Consider the following 17949-nt stretch of genomic DNA (forward strand, 5'->3'; position numbering starts at 1 on the left):
GTGTACGCCATCGGGGGCAACGAGGAGGCAGCCACGTTGATGGGTGCGCCGGCGGCACGGGTGAAGGTGCTCGTGTACCTGATGTCCGGTCTGCTGGCCGGCCTGGCCGGTGCGCTGAACGCCGCCCGGCTGTCGTCGGGTGTGACGATCCTCGGCGCCGGTCTGGAGCTCGACGTGATCGCGGCGGTCGTCATCGGCGGCACGCTGCTGACGGGTGGGGCCGGCGGCGTGACCGGCACGATGGCAGGTGTGCTGCTCCTCGGCGTCATCCAGGGGCTGATCAACCAGGTCGGCGTGCTGACGTCGGCGTTCCAGCAAGTCGTCAGCGGCGCGTTCCTAGCCGTGGTCGTCGTCGCGCAGCGCCTGCTCCACAGAGCTCGACTGATCTCCTGACAGATTCCGGAGGTTCTGACCATGACCGACCCCTATCTCAACCGCCGGAAGGTTCTCGGCGGGTTCGCCGCGGGCGCCGGCGCCGCATGGTTCGCAGACGGCCTGGCACCCTCGACCGCGGCTGCCGCGACCGCGGGCGGACCGGTCGCCGGGCGTAGTGGTCACTACGTCCCGAACCGGGCGCCGCTGGCCGCCGTGCCCTTCCAGAAACTGCCGCCGGGTGCGGTGCGTCCGCGCGGTTGGCTGGCACAGCAACTCGTCTTGCAAGTGAACGGTTTGTGCGGTCGGTACGACGACGTCTCGGAGTACCTGGTGTACGAGGAGAACGGCTGGGTGGACCCGGCCAAGTGGGCCTGGGAAGAGCTCCCGTACTGGTTGCGTGGCCTCGGCGATCTCGGCTATGTGACCGGGGACGAGCGCATCCTCGGCAACGCGGAGCGCTGGATCACCGGGATCATGGCGACTCAGGCGCGAGACGGCTGGTTCGGCCCCGAAGGTCTGCGGACATCGCTCGAGGGCGGCCCCGACTTCTGGCCGGGTATGCCGTTGCTGGGTGCACTGCGGTCGTGGCACGAGTACACCGGTGACGAGGCCGTCCTGCCGTTCCTGACCAGGTACTTCGCCTTCCAGGATCGTCAGCCGGCCGAGGTGTTCAACCGCTCCTGGGGTGCGTTCCGCTGGGGCGACAACATCGACAGCGCGTACTGGTTGTACAACCGCACCGGTGAGACCTGGCTTCTCGACCTGGTCCGCACGATGCATGCCGGATCCGCCGACTACACCAGCGGGATCCCCAACTGGCACAACGTCAACCTTGCGCAGGGTTTCCGCGAGCCGCTCCAGTTCGGCCTGCTCTCCGGCGAGCCGTTGCATCGTGAGGCGACGTACCGGAACTACCGCACGATCATGGACACGTACGGCCGGTTCGCCGGCGGCGGGTTCGCCGGGGACGAGAACAGCCGGCCGGGGTTCGGCGATCCGCGGCAGGGATTCGAGACGTGCGGAATCGTCGAGTTCATGCACAGCTTCGAGATGCTGACCAGGTTCACCGCCGACATCGCCTGGGCCGACCGGTGCGAGGAACTGGCCTTCAACCTGCTGCCGGCGGCCTTCGACCCGGAGCAGAAGGCGTGTCACTACATCACCCCGGCGAACGTCGTCCAGCTCGACGACGGCCACAAGCACGGGCAGTTCCAGAACGGGTTCCCGATGCTGGCGTACAAGCCAGGGATCCGGCAGTACCGGTGCTGTCCGCACAACTACGGCATGGGGTGGCCGTACTACGCGCAGGAGATGTGGCTCGCCACCTCCGACGGCGGTCTGGCCGCATCGCTGTACGGCGCCAGCGACGTCCGGGCGCGGGTCGGCAGCGGTGAAGGCGCGGAGGTGGAGATCCGGCAGGACACCGAGTACCCGTTCGGCGATCAGGTGAAGCTGACGGTCACCGCGCCACGGCCGACCCGGTTCCCGCTGTACCTGCGGATCCCCGGTTGGGCCGACGACGCGACCGTCCGCGTCGGCGGGAAGCCGCTGCCGATCCGCTGCGAGCCTGGCGGCTGGGTGAAGGTCGACCGAGCGTGGAGCTCGGGTGAGCATCTCAGCCTGCACTTGCCGATGCGGGTGTCTGTTCGGCGCTGGAAGGACAACCACGACTCGGTGTCTGTCGATCGCGGCCCGCTCACCTACTCCCTGCAGATCGCCGAACGCTACGAGCGTTTCGGCGGCACCGAGGCCTGGCCGGAACTGGCCGTCTACCCGGAATCGTCCTGGAACTACGCGCTCGTCGATCCCCGCGCGGACCGGTTCGATGTCGTCACGCGCTCGGTCCCGGCCGGATCGAACCCGTTCACCAGCGAGGGTGCGCCGATCCAGTTGCGGGCGCGAGCCAAGCAGCTTGCGGAATGGGAGGCCGACGCCGAGGACGTGGTAGGCCTGCTGCAGGCGAGTCCCGCCGCGTCACAGGCAGCCGTCGAGACCGTCGACCTGATTCCCATGGGCGCGGCTCGGCTGCGGATCACGTCGTTCCCGACCACCCTGCCCCGATCCGGCGGCCACCGCTGGGGCCTGCGGCCGATCGCGTCCGCATCTCACGTCTGGGACGGTGACTCCTATGAAGCGCTGTCAGATGATCGGGTGCCGGCCAGTTCGGCGGACACCTCGATCCCGCGCTTCACCTGGTGGGACCGGCGCGGCAGCATCGAGTGGGTCCAGCTCGACCTGCGGGAACCACGAGCCGTCAGCGAGGCGTCGGCGTACTGGTTCGACGACACCGGTTTCGGCCAGTGCCGGGTCCCGGCATCCTGGCGCGTGCTGTGGCTCGACGGCTCGACCTGGCGTCCGGTCACCGGCGCGGATGCTTACCCGACCGACCTCGACAGGTTCAACACCGTTCGGTTCGACCGGGTGAGGGCTCAGGTCTTCCGGGTGGAGGTCCAACTGCGACCGGACGTCTCCGGCGGCATCCTGGAGCTCCGCTTCAAGTAGCTGAGAACCTCGTCGAGCAACGTTTGGCGTTTGGTGTGTGCCGGCGGCTGCAGATCGAGGACAGGGTGCGGCTCGACAGGATGTCTGCGGCGATCGAGCGCGCGTCCACGGGGTGCCCAGCCTGCACCAGCCGGCAGTGGGTGTATACGTCCTGTCGATCTGCACCTGCCCACCGCGCCGTCCAACTGAGCGGCATGCGGGTGGTCAGCCCGACCCGGGGTGCGTACGACCCGACCCGGACGACGATCGACGGCTCGTCGTGCTGCCGCGCGACGAGCCGTCCGTTTAGCGTCCACCGCAGCAGGCCGCCCGCCCTCGACTCCTTCACCCCGTCGAGTGCCAGCGCGATGCCACCCACGTCTGCGATTTCCACCCCGCCACCTTGCCACGGATTCCTGCCGCGGCGGTCAGCGTAGGTCGAGGCGCATCAGTATGCGCGGGTGGCCGGCCAGGACCGAGGTGGTGTCGGCTGACTTGGTGAAGCCGGCGCGTTCGAAGTTCTTCCGGAGACCGGCGTACGCCATCGTCAGGTCGACCTTGGCGTCGCCGTTGTCCAGCGGGTACGCCTCGACCGCGGCCGCACCGTGCTCGCGGGCGAACGCGACCGCGCCGGCGATCAGCGCGTGCGAGATCCCCTGCTTGCGGTGACCGGGCCGGATGCGGACGCACCACAGCGACCAGACCGGCAGGTCGTCGACGTGCGGGATCTTGCGGTTGCGCGCGAACGACGTGTCCGCGCGGGGTGCGATCGCCGCCCAGCCGACCGGCTCGTCACCGTCGTACGCGAGCACGCCGGGAGCCAGGTCCGCACGGCACAGCTCGGCGACGTACTCACCGCGGGCCGGGCCGCGCAGCTCGTTGTTGAGCTTGGACGGGATCCGGTAGCTCAAACACCAGCAGACATTCGCGCCGGGCGACTTGGGGCCCAACACGGCGCGAAGATCCTCGAACACGGACGCCGGACGGACTTCGATGGCCATGGCACCACCATGTCAGGTTAGGAGGTGGGTACCAGTAGGCGACTCGAGTGCTGGGGAGGAACTGTGGACGCGTTGTACTGGATCGCCGGGATGGTTCTCGTAGTCGCGGCGTGGCGTTGGTGGATGGCCAGTGCGGCCGGTGAGCTCAGGCGGCGGACCCGCCGGCACTGAGGCGGAGCACCACCTGACATTCGGACGCGAACGGCCGCCGACGCTGCGACGTGTCCGGTCCGCAGACCGCCAGGCTTCTCGCACCGGCTGAACCACTCCGCGAACAGCCCCCGGCAGGGCCGAGGGTCCCGTCCCCGCCGGGACCCGGACCCGGCGATCAGGCGTCCGAGCGGAGGGTCTCGGTGTACCGCGCGACGTCCTGCAAGGACTTCTCGTCGGCCCACGACCATTCGGGTCGGGGCGTGTCCGGGCCGGCGTAGGGCTCGTCGGCGTACTGGTGCTGCAACTCGGCGAGCCTGGTGGTCAGGCGCGCACGGATGCCGGCGTACGCCGGGTCGTCGGCGACGTTGACGAGTTCCTCCGGATCGGTGCGCAGGTCGTACAGCTCCCACTCCGCCGCGAACAGGCGCTCCGACGACCCGGGTACGCCGAGCCCGGCACCGTAGTAGTGGATGAGTTTGAACTCTGCAGTCCGTACGCCGTAGTGCGCCGGCGCGTGGTGGATCGGGTCGTCGTGCTCCCAGTAGCGGTAGTACACGGCGTCGGGCCAGTCGTCGACCTCCTCGCCGCGCAGCAGCGGCAGGAAGCTGCGGCCCTGGGAGGTCGGCAGCACCGTGGCCGCGTCCATCCCGGCCAGGTCGAGGAACGTGGCCGCGAAGTCGACGTTCGTGACCATCGCGTCGCAGGTGCCGCCGACCGGGATCGAGGACGGCCAGCGGATCAGCAGCGGCATCTGCAACGACTCGTCGAACATCAGCCGCTTGTCAAACCACCCGTGGTCGCCGAGGAAGAACCCCTGGTCGGAGGTGTAGACGACCATGGTCGAGCCGGTCAGGCCCTCCGCGTCGAGGACGTCGAGCAACCGGCCGACGTTGTCGTCGACCGATTGCACGCACTGCAGGTAGTCGCGCAGGTAGCGCTGGTACTTCCAGCGCATTCGCCCGACCCGGTTCTCCGGCCCGCGCAGCCCGGCGGGCAGGTCCTCGCCGAGCTCGTCCGAGCTCAGATCGTCGGCGACGGACATCCGCACACCGCGAACGGCCTGACTCCGGGTGCCGTGGTCGTCGAACAGCGTGCTCGGCTCCGGGATCGACCCGAGCGGGTACAGCTCCTTGTGCTTTTCGTCCGGCACCCACGGCCGGTGCGGCGCCTTGTGGTGCACGAGCAGCAGGAACGGCCGGTCCGGGTCGCGGTCGCGGAGCCAGTCGATGCTCTGGTCGGTGACGATGTCGGTGGCGTACCCGGGCACGGTCTCCGTCGCGTCCGGCCCGATCATCACCGGGTCGACGTACGCGCCCTGACCGGGGAAGACCTTCCACGCGTCGAAGTGCCGCGGCGCCGCCTCGGGCCGCTCGCCGAGGTGCCACTTGCCGAACAGCGCGGTCTGGTAGCCGGCCTCGTGCAGCACCTCGGTGAACGTCGGCACCCGGTAGTCGATCTCGGTGAAGATCGACGCCACCCCGTTGACGTGGCTGTAGGTCCCGGTCAGGATCGACGCCCGCGACGGCGAGCAGATCGAGTTCGTGCAGTACGCCGCGTCCATCCGGACCCCCTCGGCGGCCAGCCGGTCCAGGTGCGGGGTCCGGTTGACCTTGCTCCCGTACGCCGAGATCGCGTGCGCGGCGTGGTCGTCGGACAGGATGAGAACGAGGTTGGGCGATGAGGTCATGGTGTCCAGCATCGGACATCGGACCGGCCGCCGCCGTACCTCGGTCAGGTTTGTTGCTGATGGCCAGGTTCGAGGTGGGATGACGAGGGGTTCGGCGGCACGTCGGCAGCGGCGACCCCGGCGGCACCTTCGAAGCGGCGTCCTGGAGAGTCATCGATATACCGATGAGTTCCGCGCGGCGCTGTCGTTTCACCTGACGAGAGCGTCGGTCAGACTGTGACCGACCCGAACCGCGGGAGGCCGCAGATGGACTGGAAACTCGAACTCGTCATCGTCCCGGTGTCGGACGTGGACCGGGCGAAGAAGTTCTACACCGAGCAGCTCGGCTTCCGTGAGGACGTCGACCACAGCGCGGGCGAGTCGTTCCGGGTGGTACAGCTGACCCCGTCGGGATCGGCCTGCTCGATCACGATCGGCACCGGCCTGACCACGGCGGCGCCCGGCGCCTACCAGGGCACGCACCTGGTGGTGAACGACATCGAGGCGGCCCGCGCCGAGCTGGTCGAGCGCGGCGTCGACGTGAGCGAACCGTTCCACTTCGCCGCCGAGGGCCGGCAGCCGGGTGTGCACCCGGACCGGCCCGACTACGGCACGTTCCTGAACTTCCAGGACCCCGACGGCAACGGCTGGACGGTCCAGGAGGTCCGCACGACGAATCGCGACCGGCTGTGAGGACGCTCGAGGAGGCGGCGTTCGCGGGTGACGAGGCCGCGTTCGCCGACCTCGCCGGCCGGCACCGGCGTGAGCTGCACGTGCACTGCTACCGGATGCTCGCGTCTTTCGACGACGCGGAGGACGCCGTCCAGGAAACCCTGCTGCGCGCCTGGCGCGGACGGGACGGGTACGACGGCCGGACGTACTTCCGCGCCTGGCTGTACCGGATCGCCACCAACGTCTGCCTGGACGTGGCCCGCCGGCACGCGCGCCGGCAGGCCGCGTCACCGGGCGAGATGGTGTGGCTGCAGCCGTACCCGGACCAGTTGCTCGACGAGATCGCCCCGCCTGACGACCAGCCCGACGCGGTGGCCGTGGACCGGGAGACGATCGAGCTGGCCTTCCTGGTGGCCATGCAGGCTCTGCCACCGCGGCAGCGGGCGGCCCTGATCGCCCGCGACGTACTCGGCTGGTCCGCGCACGACACGGCCGAGCTGCTGGGAACCAGTGTGCCGGCGGCCAACAGTGCGCTGCAGCGCGCCCGGGCGACGATGCAGCAACGCCTGCCGGCCCGGCGGAACGACTGGAGTGCGCCGCGGCCGACCGCGCCGGAGCGGGAGTTGCTGGACAGGTTCATCGACGCGCACGAGCGGTGCGACGCGGCCGGGGCGATCGCGATCGCGGCCGAGGACATCCGGATCTCGATGCCGCCGGACCAGCTCGCCTTCGCCGGTCTCGACGGGTTGCGGCCGCTGCTGGAGCGGGCCTTCGGTCCGGACCGGGACGGGGACTGGCGGCTGGTGCCGACGTCGGCGAACCGGCTGCCGGCCGCGGCCAGCTACCTGCGCCGCCCGGGCGACTCGGTGTTCCGGGCGTTCAAGCTCGACGTCCTGCGGATCAGCGAGGGCCGGATCGCCGAGATCACCACCTTCGGCTACTCCCGTTTCCCCGCCTTCGGCCTCCCGGGGACGATGACCGCCTGAGTGCTCCGCGCGGAGCACTAGTCTGGACCCATGTTGGGACTCCCGACGGGGATCACGGCCTGCCTGTTCGATCTGGACGGTGTGCTGACGAACACCGCGGCGGTGCACGCCGCCGCGTGGAAGGAGATGCTCGACGAGTTCCTCCGGACGTACTCCGACCAGCACGGCATCCCGTACCGGCCGTTCGACGCGCGGGCGGAGTACGACGAGCACGTCGACGGCAAGCCGCGGATCGACGGCGTCCGGGACTTCCTGGCGTCCCGCGGGATCCACCTGCCGGACGGGAGCCCGGACGACCCACCGGCCACGCTGACGGTCAACGGTCTCGGCAACCGGAAGAACGAGGCCGTTCAGCGGCGGATCCGGACGCAGGGTGTCGAGGTGTTCGAGGGCTCCCGGCGGTACCTGCAGGCCGCCGAGAAGGCCGGTCTCCGGCGGGCCGTGGTGTCGTCGAGCGCCAACACCCGCGAGGTCCTCGGCGTCACCGGACTGGCGGCGTACGTCGAGGAGGTGGTCGACGGGGTGACGATCCGGGCCGAGGGGCTGCTCGGCAAGCCGGCGCCGGACACGTTCCTGCGGGCGGCGCGGCTGTTCGGGGTCGACCCGGCCGAGGCGGTCGTCTTCGAGGACGCGCTGGCCGGAGTGGCCGCGGGACGCGCCGGGGCCTTCGGCCTTGTGGTCGGCGTCGACCGCGTCGGCCAGGCCGAGGACCTGAAGGCCCACGGCGCGGACGTCGTCGTCAAGGATCTGGCCGAACTGCTGGGGGAGGACCGATGATCGACCGCGGGCACCATCCGATCGAGCCGTGGCGGTTGCGGGAGACCCGGCTGCAACTCGACAAGCTGGCCCAGTCGGAGTCGCTGTTCGCGCTGTCGAACGGGCACATCGGGCTGCGCGGCAACCTCGACGAGGGCGAGCCCTACGCGATCCCGGGCACCTACCTGAACTCGTTCTACGAGCAGCGCCCGCTGCCGTACGCCGAGGCCGGCTACGGCTACCCGGAGTCCGGCCAGACGCTGGTCGACGTGACCAACGGCAAGCTGATCCGGCTGCTGGTGGACGACTCGCCGTTCGACATCCGGTACGGGTACCTGAGCCACCACGAGCGGACGCTCGACTTCCGCACCGGCCTGCTCGAGCGCGACGTGGACTGGACCTCGCCGGGCGGCAAGCGGATCCGGGTCCGCAGCCGCCGGATGGTGTCGCTGACCCAGCGCGCGGTCGCCGCGATCGAGTACATCGTCGAGCCGATCGACCAGCCGGCCCGGTTCGTGATCCAGTCCGAGCTGGTCGCGAACGAGACCCAGCCGAAGCTGTCCGACGACCCCCGGGTCGCCGCGGTGCTGGACAACCCGCTCAAGCCGGTCAGTCACGACGGCGGCGAGAACGGCATCGTCCTGATCCACCGGACCACCCGCAGCCGGCAGTTGATGGCGGCGGCGATGGTGCACGAGGTCGACACGTCGGCCCGCTACGCCCTGGACCGCGACGTCCGGGAGAACTGGGCCCGCTCGACGGTGATCTGCCAGTTGCAGCCGGGCGAGACCCTGCGGGTGGTGAAGTACCTCGCCTACGGCTGGTCGAGCCTGCGGACCGAGACGGCCATCCGGGACCAGGTCGCGGCCGCGCTGGCCAGCGCACGCTTCTCCGGCTGGGACGGGCTGACGAAGCAGCAGACCGAGTTCCTGGACGACTTCTGGGACGGCGCCGACGTGGAGGTGCACGGCCACCCCGAGCTGCAGCAGGCGGTCCGGTTCGCGCTCTTCCACGTGCTGCAGGCCGGTGCCCGGGCCGAGCGCCGGGCGATCCCGTCGAAGGGCCTGACCGGTGCCGGGTACGACGGTCACACCTTCTGGGACACCGAGGGCTTCGTCCTGCCCGTGCTGAACTACACCATGCCCGGCGCTGCCGCGGACGCCCTGCGCTGGCGGCACTCGATCCTCGAGCAGGCCAAGGAGCGGGCCGGCGTGCTCGGACTGCGCGGTGCCGCGTTCCCGTGGCGGACGATCCGCGGTCAGGAGTGCTCCGGCTACTGGCCGGCCGGTACGGCGGCATTTCACATCAACGCCGACATCGCCGAGGCGGTGATGCGGTACCACATCTCGACCGGGGACGACGAGTTCCTCGAGGAAATCGGACTGGAACTGCTGGTGGAGACCGCCCGGCTGTGGATGTCGCTCGGCCACCACGACCGGCACGGGCGCTGGCACCTGCCCGGCGTGACCGGCCCGGACGAGTACAGCGCGGTTGCCGACGACAACGTCTTCACGAACCTGATGGCTGCCCGGAACCTGCGCGCCGCGGCCGCGGTCGCGGTCGCGCACCCGGCGAAGGCGCGCGAGCTCGGTGTCGACCGCGAGGAGGAGGCCGGCTGGCGGGACGCGGCCGCCGCCGTCCACATCCCGTACGACGAGGAGCTCGGCGTCCACCCGCAGTCGGAGGGGTTCACCGGGTACGCCGAGTGGGACTTCGAGGCGTACAAGGGCAAGTACCCGTTGATGCTGCACGCGCCGTACTTCCAGCTGTACCGCAAGCAGGTGATCAAGCAGGCCGACCTGATGCTGGCGACGTACTGGTGCGGGGACGCGTTCACGGCCGAGGAGAAGGCCCGCAACTTCGACTACTACGAGCGGCTGACGGTCCGCGACTCCTCCCTGTCGGCCTGCGTCCAGGCGGTGATGGCGGCCGAGGTCGGGCACCTCGACCTCGCCTACGACTACGCCTACGAGGCGGCGCTGATCGACATGCGGAACCTGCACCACAACACCGGCGACGGCCTGCACATGGCTTCACTCGCCGGAGCCTGGACCGCGCTCGTCGCCGGTTTCGGCGGTCTGCGGGAGCGCGACGGCGGCCTGTGCTTCGACCCGGCGCTGCCGCAGGGCATGTCCCGGCTGGTGTTCTCGATCCGCTGGCGGGGCGCGCGGCTGAAGGTGGACATCACCGAGCTCGAGGTCAACTACACGGTGCACGACGGTACCGATTGCAGCGTCTCCTTCATGCATGCGGGCGAGCAGGTCAGCGTGACTCCCGAGAGCCCGCTGAGGCGCCCGCTCGGCAAACGCACCCCGCTGCTCCCGCGTCCCAGCCAGCCGCCGGGCCGGGAGCCTCGCTCGGCCCTCGCCCAGAACGGACTCGGCGGCTAGCGCAGGGCCCGCAGGAGCAGGGCGACACCCCGGACGGCGTCGACGTTCGCGGCGATCGCGACGGCGATCAGGCCCCACAGCGGGAAGCCGGAGATCGCCGCCAGCGCAAAGATCAGCAGCCGGAACTCGCGCCGGAACAGCAGCCGTACGTCGGTGTCCCGCCCGACCGCGTGGACGTAGGAGATGAGCAGGCACCCGACGGCCGCGGCGAAGCCCCAGGCCCACGCGGTGCGCGTCGCCCCGGTCGCCAGAACCAGCGCCAGTACGACGGCCAGGTCGGCGTACCGATCGAGGAGCGTGTCGAGCGTGGCACCGCGGCGGGACGCTCGCGCACTGACGCGGGCGAGCTCACCGTCGACGCCGTCGAGCGCGGACCCGAGAACGACGCCCAGACCGCCCGCAACCATCAGCCAGGTGTCGCCGGTCGCGACCAGGGCCGCTGCGATGAGCGTGACTGCGAACGCCAGTGCGGTCGCCACATCGGGGGAGAGGCGAGTGCGCAGCAACAGGCGGGTGAGCGGTCCGGAGATGCGCCGGTTGAGCACTCGCGCGATCACGCCGTCCGTCGGCTTCGGGCCGTACCGGCGCCACATGGACCGTTCGAGCGCGCGCACGGTCTCCGGCGTGTCCACGTCGGCCCAAAGACCCCGCACCTCCCGCGACTGCATCTCGCACCCGTGCGCGAGCAGTTGCTGCCGGACCTCCAGCCACGACTCCCGCTCCCGATAGGTCACCAACAGGACGTCCTGCACGTCGACGACCGACAGGCCCGCGTCCACCCCGTCGTACTCGTCGAGGTCGGGTCCGAGACCGGCCACCGATCCGTCGTCGCGCAGGCGGATCCGGTTCGGCCGTGTGCTGCTCTCCGCGACGGGCTGCTCCGAACGCCCCACGGCCGCGACGTTCCCGGCCGGCGTCTGGATCAGCCGCCGTACGTCGTCCGCCTCGAAGACGTGGTCACCCATCACCACCAGGCAGCGGCGCTCGCCGATCTGGCTCAGCCCGGCGAGCACCGAGGACGCCGTACCGCTCTCCCAGTCAGGATTGACCACCACCTCCACCGGCAGCTTGCGGTCCTTGATCGTGGCGACGACGTCGTCGGCACGGTAGCCCAGGACGACGATGATTCGCTCGACGCCGGCTTGCCGCAGCACCCGGACCGAGCGCTCCAGCAGAGTGGTGCCGCCGACACGGCGCAGCACCTTCGGCCGGGTCGACCGCATCCGGAGTCCCCGTCCGGCCGCCAGCAGCAGGGCCACCCGGACCGCATTCTCCTTGACCACCGTCGACCTCCCCTCGCCCATCCCCAGGATGCCTTACCCGCTAACCTGTGCGGTGATGAACGCGGCGCATCGTCTGGCGCGCTCCCTGGTGTTGCTGGGAGCGCTGTTCGGTGTGCTCGCGCTGTCCGGGGCGAACGTCTCGTCGGAGCCGCCCGTCGCGATCCCGGCCCAGACCACCAGCGTTCTGCAGGTGGATCCGCACGGCGTGGTCGAACGGCTCGAACAGGTCGCGATGCTGGCGCCCGGCGCGTTCGCCGTCGACGCATCCGATCATCGGTACACGCTGCTGCCGGGCGTCACCTTCGCGTCGGCCGGGTTGCTGTTGCTGCTCTGCGTCGGCTTGTTCCTGCGCCGCGAACGTTTCGGTGAAGCGCCACGCGAGGCGATCATGACGCTTGCGCCCGCACCTCGCCGCGTGGTCCCGGAACCACCGGATCTGGCAAGGCTCTGCATTCTGCGGACGTGACGGTCGGCTGCCCTCACAGCTGATCTCACCAATCTCCGCGTTCGTGCAGGGGTCGCCCCTGTGCGCGTGCCTTCCTGAAAGGACGCCGCCATGCGGCTCTCACCTCGCGGCGCTGCCGCCTGCCTTGCTGTCGTTGCCCTGACCGGTTGCGGTGCGGCCGAGACTCCGGCCGCCGACACGACGCCGACCACCATGCCGACCACCATGCCGACCACCATGCCGACCACCATGCCGACCACCATGCCGACCACCACGCCCACGCCGACCCCGACGACTCCACCGTCCGCCACACCGCCCGCCGTACCGACCAAAACTCCGACGAGTACGGCGGACGTCACCGTCGACGTCTCGATCGCCGACGGGAAGGTGTCCACCGCGAAGCCGGTGGTGAAGGCGAGGCCCGGCCAGACGGTCCGGATCACCGCGGTCAGCGACGTGGCCGACCAACTACACGTGCACGGCTACGACAAGGCCCTGGACCTGAAGCCGGGAATGCCGGCGTCGGTCGAGTTCGAAACCTCCACCAAGGGGACGTTCGAGGTCGAGACGCACGAGACCGGCAAGCTCCTGTTCAAGCTGCAAGTGTCGTGAGGGCTGTGGTCGTGCCACTGCACGGGATCGGCGGCCGTCAGGACCTGCCGATACCGCTGGAGTTCGCCGTCACCGGGGCGGCGGTCGCGATCACGTTGTCGTTCGTGATCCTGGCCGTCGCCTGGCGGACGCCTCGCTACCGGGGCGCCGCCTCCGGTACGGCGCTGCCCTCTGGGCTCGCCGCAGTCCTGGACTCCTTCTGGTTGCGGTGGACGGTGCGGTTGTTCGGCCTGGCGGCGTTCCTCTACGCGGGGATGGCGTTGCTGGCCGGAGCGGATCGGCTGACGAATCCGATCTTCGGAGTCGTCTACATCCTGGTGTGGGTCGGGCTGGTGCCGGTGTCCCTGTTCCTTGGGCCGGTGTGGCGGACTCTGAACCCGCTGCGGACCCTGCACCTGCTGGTGTGCCGCCTGTTGCGTCACAACCCACGGGACGGGTTGTTGGAGCTGTCACCGCGCGTCGGGCTGTGGCCGGCGTCCGCCGGGATCTTCGCGTTCGCATGGTTGGAGCTGGTCGCGCCGGACCGAGCGACCCTGCCCGTGCTGCAGACGTGGCTGGCCGTGTACGTGGTGGCCGTCCTGTTCGGTGCGGTGCTGTTCGGAGACCGGTGGTTCGCCGCTGCGGACCCGTTCGAGGCGTACGCGACGCTGATGGCCAAGCTCTCACCGTGGGGCCGTCGAGCCGACGCAGTGATCGTCGTACGACGTCCGCTGGAGAACCTGGACAGCCTCACGCCTCGCCCAGGCCTGGTCGGCCTGGTCGCCGCGCTCCTCGGATCCACGGCGTACGACGGCTTCTCCCGGAGCACACTGTGGATCGCCTGGGCGCAGAACCCGGGGTACTCGCAGACACTGCTGGGAACGGTCGCCCTGGCCGGGTTCATCGCGTTCGTGCTGGTGACGTACTCGGCGGCGACCGTACTGGCCGGGCGGATGTCCTCGCGGGCCGCACTGCCGGGGATGTTCGCCCACTCGGTCGTGCCGATCGTCCTCGGGTACGTCGTCGCGCACTACTTCAGCCTGCTCGTGCTCGAAGGCCAACGCACGCTGATCCTGCTCAGCGATCCGCTCAGCAACGGCTGGAACGTGTTCGGTACCGGCTTGCTCGGAGTCAACGCCGGACTGACCAACCATCCCGGTGCGATCGCGACCGTCCAGGTGAGTGCTGTGGTCGTCGGTCACCTCCTCGGGGTCATCTCCGCCCACGATCGGGCCGTCGCCCTGTATGCCAGGGGCCGGGCGCTGGCCGGCCAGGTCCCACTGCTGGTGGTCATGGTGGCCTATACCGTCGGCGGGCTCCTGCTGCTGTTCTCCACCTGAGTCGTTCTGTCCGGGGTGTGCCTCAGCCTCGATCTGTGCCTGAGGTTTCGCGGCCGGACGCTCGGCGGATCGCCGTGCGGGCCCAGCTGCTGGGCCGGGACCGGCCAGAGGACCTGGCGGAGATGGCGGAGTGGCCGGGGAGCGGGCCGCTGCTCGACTGGCAGGAGTACCGCCGGGACTGGGTGAAGGCGAACGAGGGATGCCGGCTCGACATCCTCGAGCGGCTCCGGCAGGACGGCCCGCTGGTGATGCGCGAGCTGCCCGACACGTGGGTCCGGGCCATGTAGCGGTCTAATGGAGGTAGTTGGGGGAGGCTGGTCAGATGGCGACGGGCGGCCCGGGACAGGAGCAGCGGCAACGGATGCGGCCGGCTGCGGCGATCGCGGCCGCCGTGGTGGTCACCTTGCTGTCGGCTCTCCTGGCCGGCCTGGGCGTGCTGTACTTCGGCGGCGATCCCGCGTCGACCGGGCAGGGCGCCGTACCCCTGCCCGGGGCCGCGGCCACGGCGACCGCATCCAGGACGTCTTCCGGGACCACCTCCTCCGCTGAGCCGCCAACGCCCTCGCCGACCAGGCAAGCGCCGCCGAGTGCATCCCCGACCAGGCAAACGCCGCCGAGTGCATCCCCGACCAGGCAAACGCCGCCGAGTGCATCCCCGACGTTCCGGTTCCAGCCGTTGTGGCCGTTCGCCTCGGTCGCGGACGCGGCCGAGTGGCAACGTAGGTACCGGGACGGCGGTGACCAGCCATGGCACCTGGACGCGGAGCAGACGGCGTTGTCCTTCACCACCGGCTTCCTCGGCTTCACCGAGATCGACCGGGTGGTCGCCCGCTCGATCAGGGGTGACGACGCCCGGATCTCCGTCGGGTACGAGTCCGGCGAAGGGCCGGCGAGCGTCGCCGCGGTGATCCACCTGGTTCGCATCGGCCAGGGCCCCGACGCGCCGTGGGAGGTCGTCGGGACGGCCGACTCCACGCTCACCCTCGAGCGGCCGCGGTACGGCGCGCGCGTGAGCTCACCGATCACCGCCGGCGGCCGGATCACCGGGGTCGACGAGTCGATCCAGATCGACGTCCGCCAGGCCGGCTCCGAGCGGCCGCTCGGCACGGCGTGCTGCGTCCCGGGCGGCGGTCAGCGGCAGCCCTGGTCGACGCGGGTGAGCTTCCGCGGTGCCGACGCCGGTGCGGTCGTGATCGTCGCCTCCACCGGCGGTCACGTGCAGGACGTCGAGCGCTTCGCGATCACCGGTGTCCGCGTCGGCTGACCCGCGCCTGTTGATGTGTGACGCCGGTCACAGTTGATGTTGACGCAAACATCGGGCATTGACGCGGCCCCGTGTTTACGTGAACATCGCCGCGACACGCAAACCCGCGGCGCCGGACCGCCGCTCGTGAGGATCGGAGAGCGCGTGAGATCAACTGTTGGGCGCATCGCCGCGGCGGCGCTCGCCGCGACCGCGGTCGTCGCGGCCGTCACCGTGCCGGCCGGGGCGTCGGCCACACCGAGCACGACCGGCACCGCCGGCCACACCGGGCCCACTGGCACCGGCGAGTTCCGCGGGGTGAACTGGGCGGACCCGAGGGACAACTACGCCGACGACGAGGTGGTCCCGTCCGGTCTGAGTACGGCGGACTCGTACGCGACGACGTACCGGAAGGCGACCGGGATCGTCGGCGAGTTCCGCAAAGAGCTGAAGGCGAACACGGTCCGGCTGCCGATCAACCCGTCGAGCGCCGGCACCGACTGGTGGCAGTCCTACCGGGCCGCGATCGACGCGTCGGTGGCCGGCGGGTTCAAGGTCATCCTCAGCTATTGGGAGGCCGACAACGCCAAGGACGGCCGGGTCGACGACCCGGTGAAGTACGCGGCGATGTGGGACGCCGTGGTGACGGCGTACGGCAAGAACCCCCGGGTGTACTTCGAGCCGATGAACGAGCCGTTCGGCTACTCGCTCGACGAGTGGGTGTCGCTCACCTCGTCCTGGATCGCCCGGCACCAGAACGTGCCGCGCGGGCGGATCGTCATCTCGGGCACCGGCTACAACGACAACGTCACCGGCGTCGGCGCGGCACCGCAGCTCGAGGGCACCCTGCTGTCCCTGCACTTCTACGGCTTCTGGGCGTCGGACGAGAACAAGGCCGCCTGGCTGGCGAACCTGCGGCCGCGGATCGGCGACTACGGCTGGCGGACGATCATCGACGAGGCCGGCTCGCCGATGACGATCGGGCTGAACTACGGCAACCACGAGGGCAACGTCTACACGTCGTACCTCGCGGCGCTCACGCAGGTAGCGCGCGAGCAGAAGATGGGCATCGTCTACTGGCCCGGGCTGCGCACCGGCGACTCGTACTCGATGACGACCCAGGTCGGGCCGAAGGACTTGCAGGTCAACAGTCAGAGCGGTCTGGCACAGCTGTGGTGGGGCTGGGGTCTGCTGCGTCAGGAGCCGACGAACGACCTGCCGCCGGCACCTCCGGGTGAGCCGATCCGCGGCGTCGCCAGCAACCGGTGCGTCGACGTCCCGGGCTTCTCCACCGCCCCCGGTACGGCACTCAACCTGTGGGACTGCAACAACGGTGGCAACCAGTCGTGGAACTACACCGCCGACAAGCAACTCACCGTCTACGCCGACAAGTGCATGACCGCCGGGGCCGCTGGCAGTCCGGTCACCATCGAGAACTGCACAGGCGCGCCCAGCCAGGCCTGGAACGTGAACGCCGACCTCACCATCACCAGCGTCGCAAGCCCCGACCTCTGCCTCGACGCCGCCGGCGGCGGAACGGGCAACGGCACGGCCGTCGATCTCTGGTACTGCAACAACGCCGACAACCAGAAGTGGACCCGCTCCTAGCTTGCTCCTAGCCGGCCCGGGCTTCACCGAGAACCTGGTGGACCTGGGCCGTCCCGAGCAGGCGGCGCCTGCGTTCGATGGACTGGCCCCAGGTGGTGCCGAGGAGGATGAGGGTGGCGCCGGCGGCGGCGGGGACGGTGAAGCGGTCCCCGGCAAGGATGATGCCGATGGCAACGGCCCAGAGAGGCTCGGTGCCGAGGAGGAGGCTGGCCCGGCTCGCGGAGGTGCGCTGGACTGCCCAGGTCTGGGCGAGGAAGGCGAAGACGCTGCAGAACAGCGCGAGGTAGACCAGTTGCAGCCAGGTGGCCGCGCCGGCGTCGGTGGGCAGGTGTCCGACGGCCGGTCCGGCGAACAGCGCCGTACCGACCACGGTCTGGACGGTGGTCACCTGCAGCGGCCGGAGGTCGGTCGCGAGCCGGCCGACGAGGGCGACGTGGGCGGCGCGGACGACGGCTGCCGCGAGCATGAGCAGGTCACCGAGGCCGGGGGCGTGCAGTCCGTCGCCGGACATCAGCAGGCCGACGCCGACGATGCACACTCCGGCTGCGAGGAAGAACCTCGGCGGCATCCGGCGGCGGTCCAGCAAGGGCGTGAGGACAAGGGTCAGGCTGATGATCAGCCCGGCGTTGGCCGCGCTCGTGTGCGTGACGCCGTACGTCTCGAGGACGAGGACCGCGGCCTGGCTCAGTCCGAGCACGCCGCCGACCCTGAGCTCGCGCCGGCTGACGCGCCGTACGAACAACACCAGCGCCAGCGCGGAGATGCCGTACCGCAGGAACAGCACCGTGAGCACCGGCGTGGACCCGGTCGCGGTCTTGGCGGCGAGATAGCTCGAGCCCCACACGATCGCGACCAGCAACAACACCATGTCGGTACGGCGGGAGGCGAGCACGGCACAACGGTGGCCGGTCACGATGCTGAAGCCAAGTACCAGCTTCTTAAGCGATTTTGTAGCAGGC

At 70.2% G+C, this 17949-nt stretch carries 17 protein-coding genes; 12 read left to right on the forward strand and 5 right to left on the reverse strand.

What is annotated here, in order from left to right; all coding sequences use genetic code 11:
* Both E1218_RS03490 and E1218_RS03495 read left to right on the forward strand, forming a co-directional pair.
* Positions 1-393: ABC transporter permease subunit (locus E1218_RS03490; RefSeq protein ID WP_407657566.1), on the forward strand; the 393-nt coding region annotated here is incomplete at its 5' end.
* 21 nt (positions 394-414) lie between these two features.
* Positions 415-2877 (forward strand): beta-L-arabinofuranosidase domain-containing protein, encoded by a 2463-nt coding sequence (locus E1218_RS03495; protein WP_132316162.1) that lies wholly within the window; start codon positions 415-417, stop codon positions 2875-2877.
* Here E1218_RS03495 and E1218_RS03500 read toward each other — a convergent pair.
* From E1218_RS03500 to E1218_RS03510, 3 genes are all read right to left on the reverse strand, one after another.
* On the reverse strand, positions 2870-3250 hold the full coding sequence (locus tag E1218_RS03500; protein ID WP_132316164.1) for a hypothetical protein: 381 nt from the start codon (positions 3248-3250) through the stop codon (positions 2870-2872). The two genes, E1218_RS03495 and E1218_RS03500, sit on opposite strands and share 8 nt — an antisense overlap.
* Positions 3251-3284: 34 nt before the next feature.
* A complete protein-coding gene (locus tag E1218_RS03505) occupies positions 3285-3857 on the reverse strand; it encodes a GNAT family N-acetyltransferase (RefSeq protein WP_132316166.1) in 573 nt (190 codons plus the stop codon).
* Positions 3858-4185: 328 nt separating this feature from the next.
* Complete coding sequence (locus E1218_RS03510; protein WP_233711975.1) at positions 4186-5697, reverse strand: sulfatase family protein; 1512 nt, start codon at positions 5695-5697, stop codon at positions 4186-4188.
* Between the two features lie 246 nt (positions 5698-5943).
* Between E1218_RS03510 and E1218_RS03515 the strand changes: the two genes are divergently transcribed.
* Genes E1218_RS03515 through E1218_RS03530 form a run of 4 tightly spaced genes read left to right on the forward strand, consistent with a single transcriptional unit; the run spans position 5944 to position 10480 of the window.
* Positions 5944-6369, forward strand: a complete 426-nt coding sequence (locus E1218_RS03515) for a VOC family protein (RefSeq protein ID WP_132316170.1) — start codon at positions 5944-5946, stop codon at positions 6367-6369.
* On the forward strand, positions 6366-7334 hold the full coding sequence (locus E1218_RS03520; RefSeq protein WP_132316172.1) for an RNA polymerase subunit sigma-70: 969 nt from the start codon (positions 6366-6368) through the stop codon (positions 7332-7334). Before E1218_RS03515 ends, E1218_RS03520 begins: the two co-directional genes overlap by 4 nt.
* Before the next feature lie 30 nt (positions 7335-7364).
* Positions 7365-8111: a beta-phosphoglucomutase family hydrolase gene (locus E1218_RS03525; protein WP_132316174.1), complete on the forward strand. Its 747-nt coding sequence runs from the start codon at positions 7365-7367 to the stop codon at positions 8109-8111.
* A complete protein-coding gene (locus E1218_RS03530) occupies positions 8108-10480 on the forward strand; it encodes a glycoside hydrolase family 65 protein (protein WP_132316176.1) in 2373 nt (790 codons plus the stop codon). Before E1218_RS03525 ends, E1218_RS03530 begins: the two co-directional genes overlap by 4 nt.
* On the opposite strand, the gene E1218_RS03535 is transcribed toward E1218_RS03530, so the two are convergent.
* Positions 10477-11763: an NTP transferase domain-containing protein gene (locus E1218_RS03535; protein ID WP_165949106.1), complete on the reverse strand. Its 1287-nt coding sequence runs from the start codon at positions 11761-11763 to the stop codon at positions 10477-10479. The two genes, E1218_RS03530 and E1218_RS03535, sit on opposite strands and share 4 nt — an antisense overlap.
* A 55-nt stretch (positions 11764-11818) precedes the next feature.
* Between E1218_RS03535 and E1218_RS03540 the strand changes: the two genes are divergently transcribed.
* The 6 genes from E1218_RS03540 (at position 11819) to E1218_RS03565 (ending at position 16990) form a co-directional block, all read left to right on the forward strand.
* Entirely contained in the window at positions 11819-12229 is a 411-nt protein-coding gene (locus tag E1218_RS03540; RefSeq protein ID WP_132316180.1) for a hypothetical protein, read from the forward strand.
* A gap of 90 nt (positions 12230-12319) precedes the next feature.
* Positions 12320-12820 carry a hypothetical protein gene (locus E1218_RS35885; RefSeq protein ID WP_165949107.1) on the forward strand — a complete coding sequence of 167 codons (501 nt, stop codon included), beginning with the start codon at positions 12320-12322 and terminating at the stop codon, positions 12818-12820.
* Positions 12817-14139: a hypothetical protein gene (locus E1218_RS03550; protein WP_132316182.1), complete on the forward strand. Its 1323-nt coding sequence runs from the start codon at positions 12817-12819 to the stop codon at positions 14137-14139. The genes E1218_RS35885 and E1218_RS03550 overlap by 4 nt, the downstream gene beginning before the upstream one ends.
* Positions 14140-14174: 35 nt before the next feature.
* On the forward strand, positions 14175-14426 hold the full coding sequence (locus E1218_RS03555; RefSeq protein WP_132316184.1) for a hypothetical protein: 252 nt from the start codon (positions 14175-14177) through the stop codon (positions 14424-14426).
* Between the two features lie 35 nt (positions 14427-14461).
* Complete coding sequence (locus E1218_RS36520; protein WP_202865749.1) at positions 14462-15403, forward strand: hypothetical protein; 942 nt, start codon at positions 14462-14464, stop codon at positions 15401-15403.
* Positions 15404-15547: 144 nt separating this feature from the next.
* Positions 15548-16990 (forward strand): ricin-type beta-trefoil lectin domain protein, encoded by a 1443-nt coding sequence (locus E1218_RS03565; protein WP_233711976.1) that lies wholly within the window; start codon positions 15548-15550, stop codon positions 16988-16990.
* Positions 16991-16997: 7 nt separating this feature from the next.
* Here E1218_RS03565 and E1218_RS03570 read toward each other — a convergent pair whose 3' ends face one another.
* The gene (locus E1218_RS03570) at positions 16998-17903 is read right to left on the reverse strand and encodes a DMT family transporter (RefSeq protein WP_233711977.1); all 906 of its coding nucleotides are present in this window, start codon (positions 17901-17903) and stop codon (positions 16998-17000) included.
* Positions 17904-17949 lie beyond the last annotated feature (46 nt).

The sequence above is a fragment of the Kribbella turkmenica genome (assembly GCF_004348725.1).
GTDB classification, from domain to species: domain Bacteria; phylum Actinomycetota; class Actinomycetes; order Propionibacteriales; family Kribbellaceae; genus Kribbella; species Kribbella turkmenica.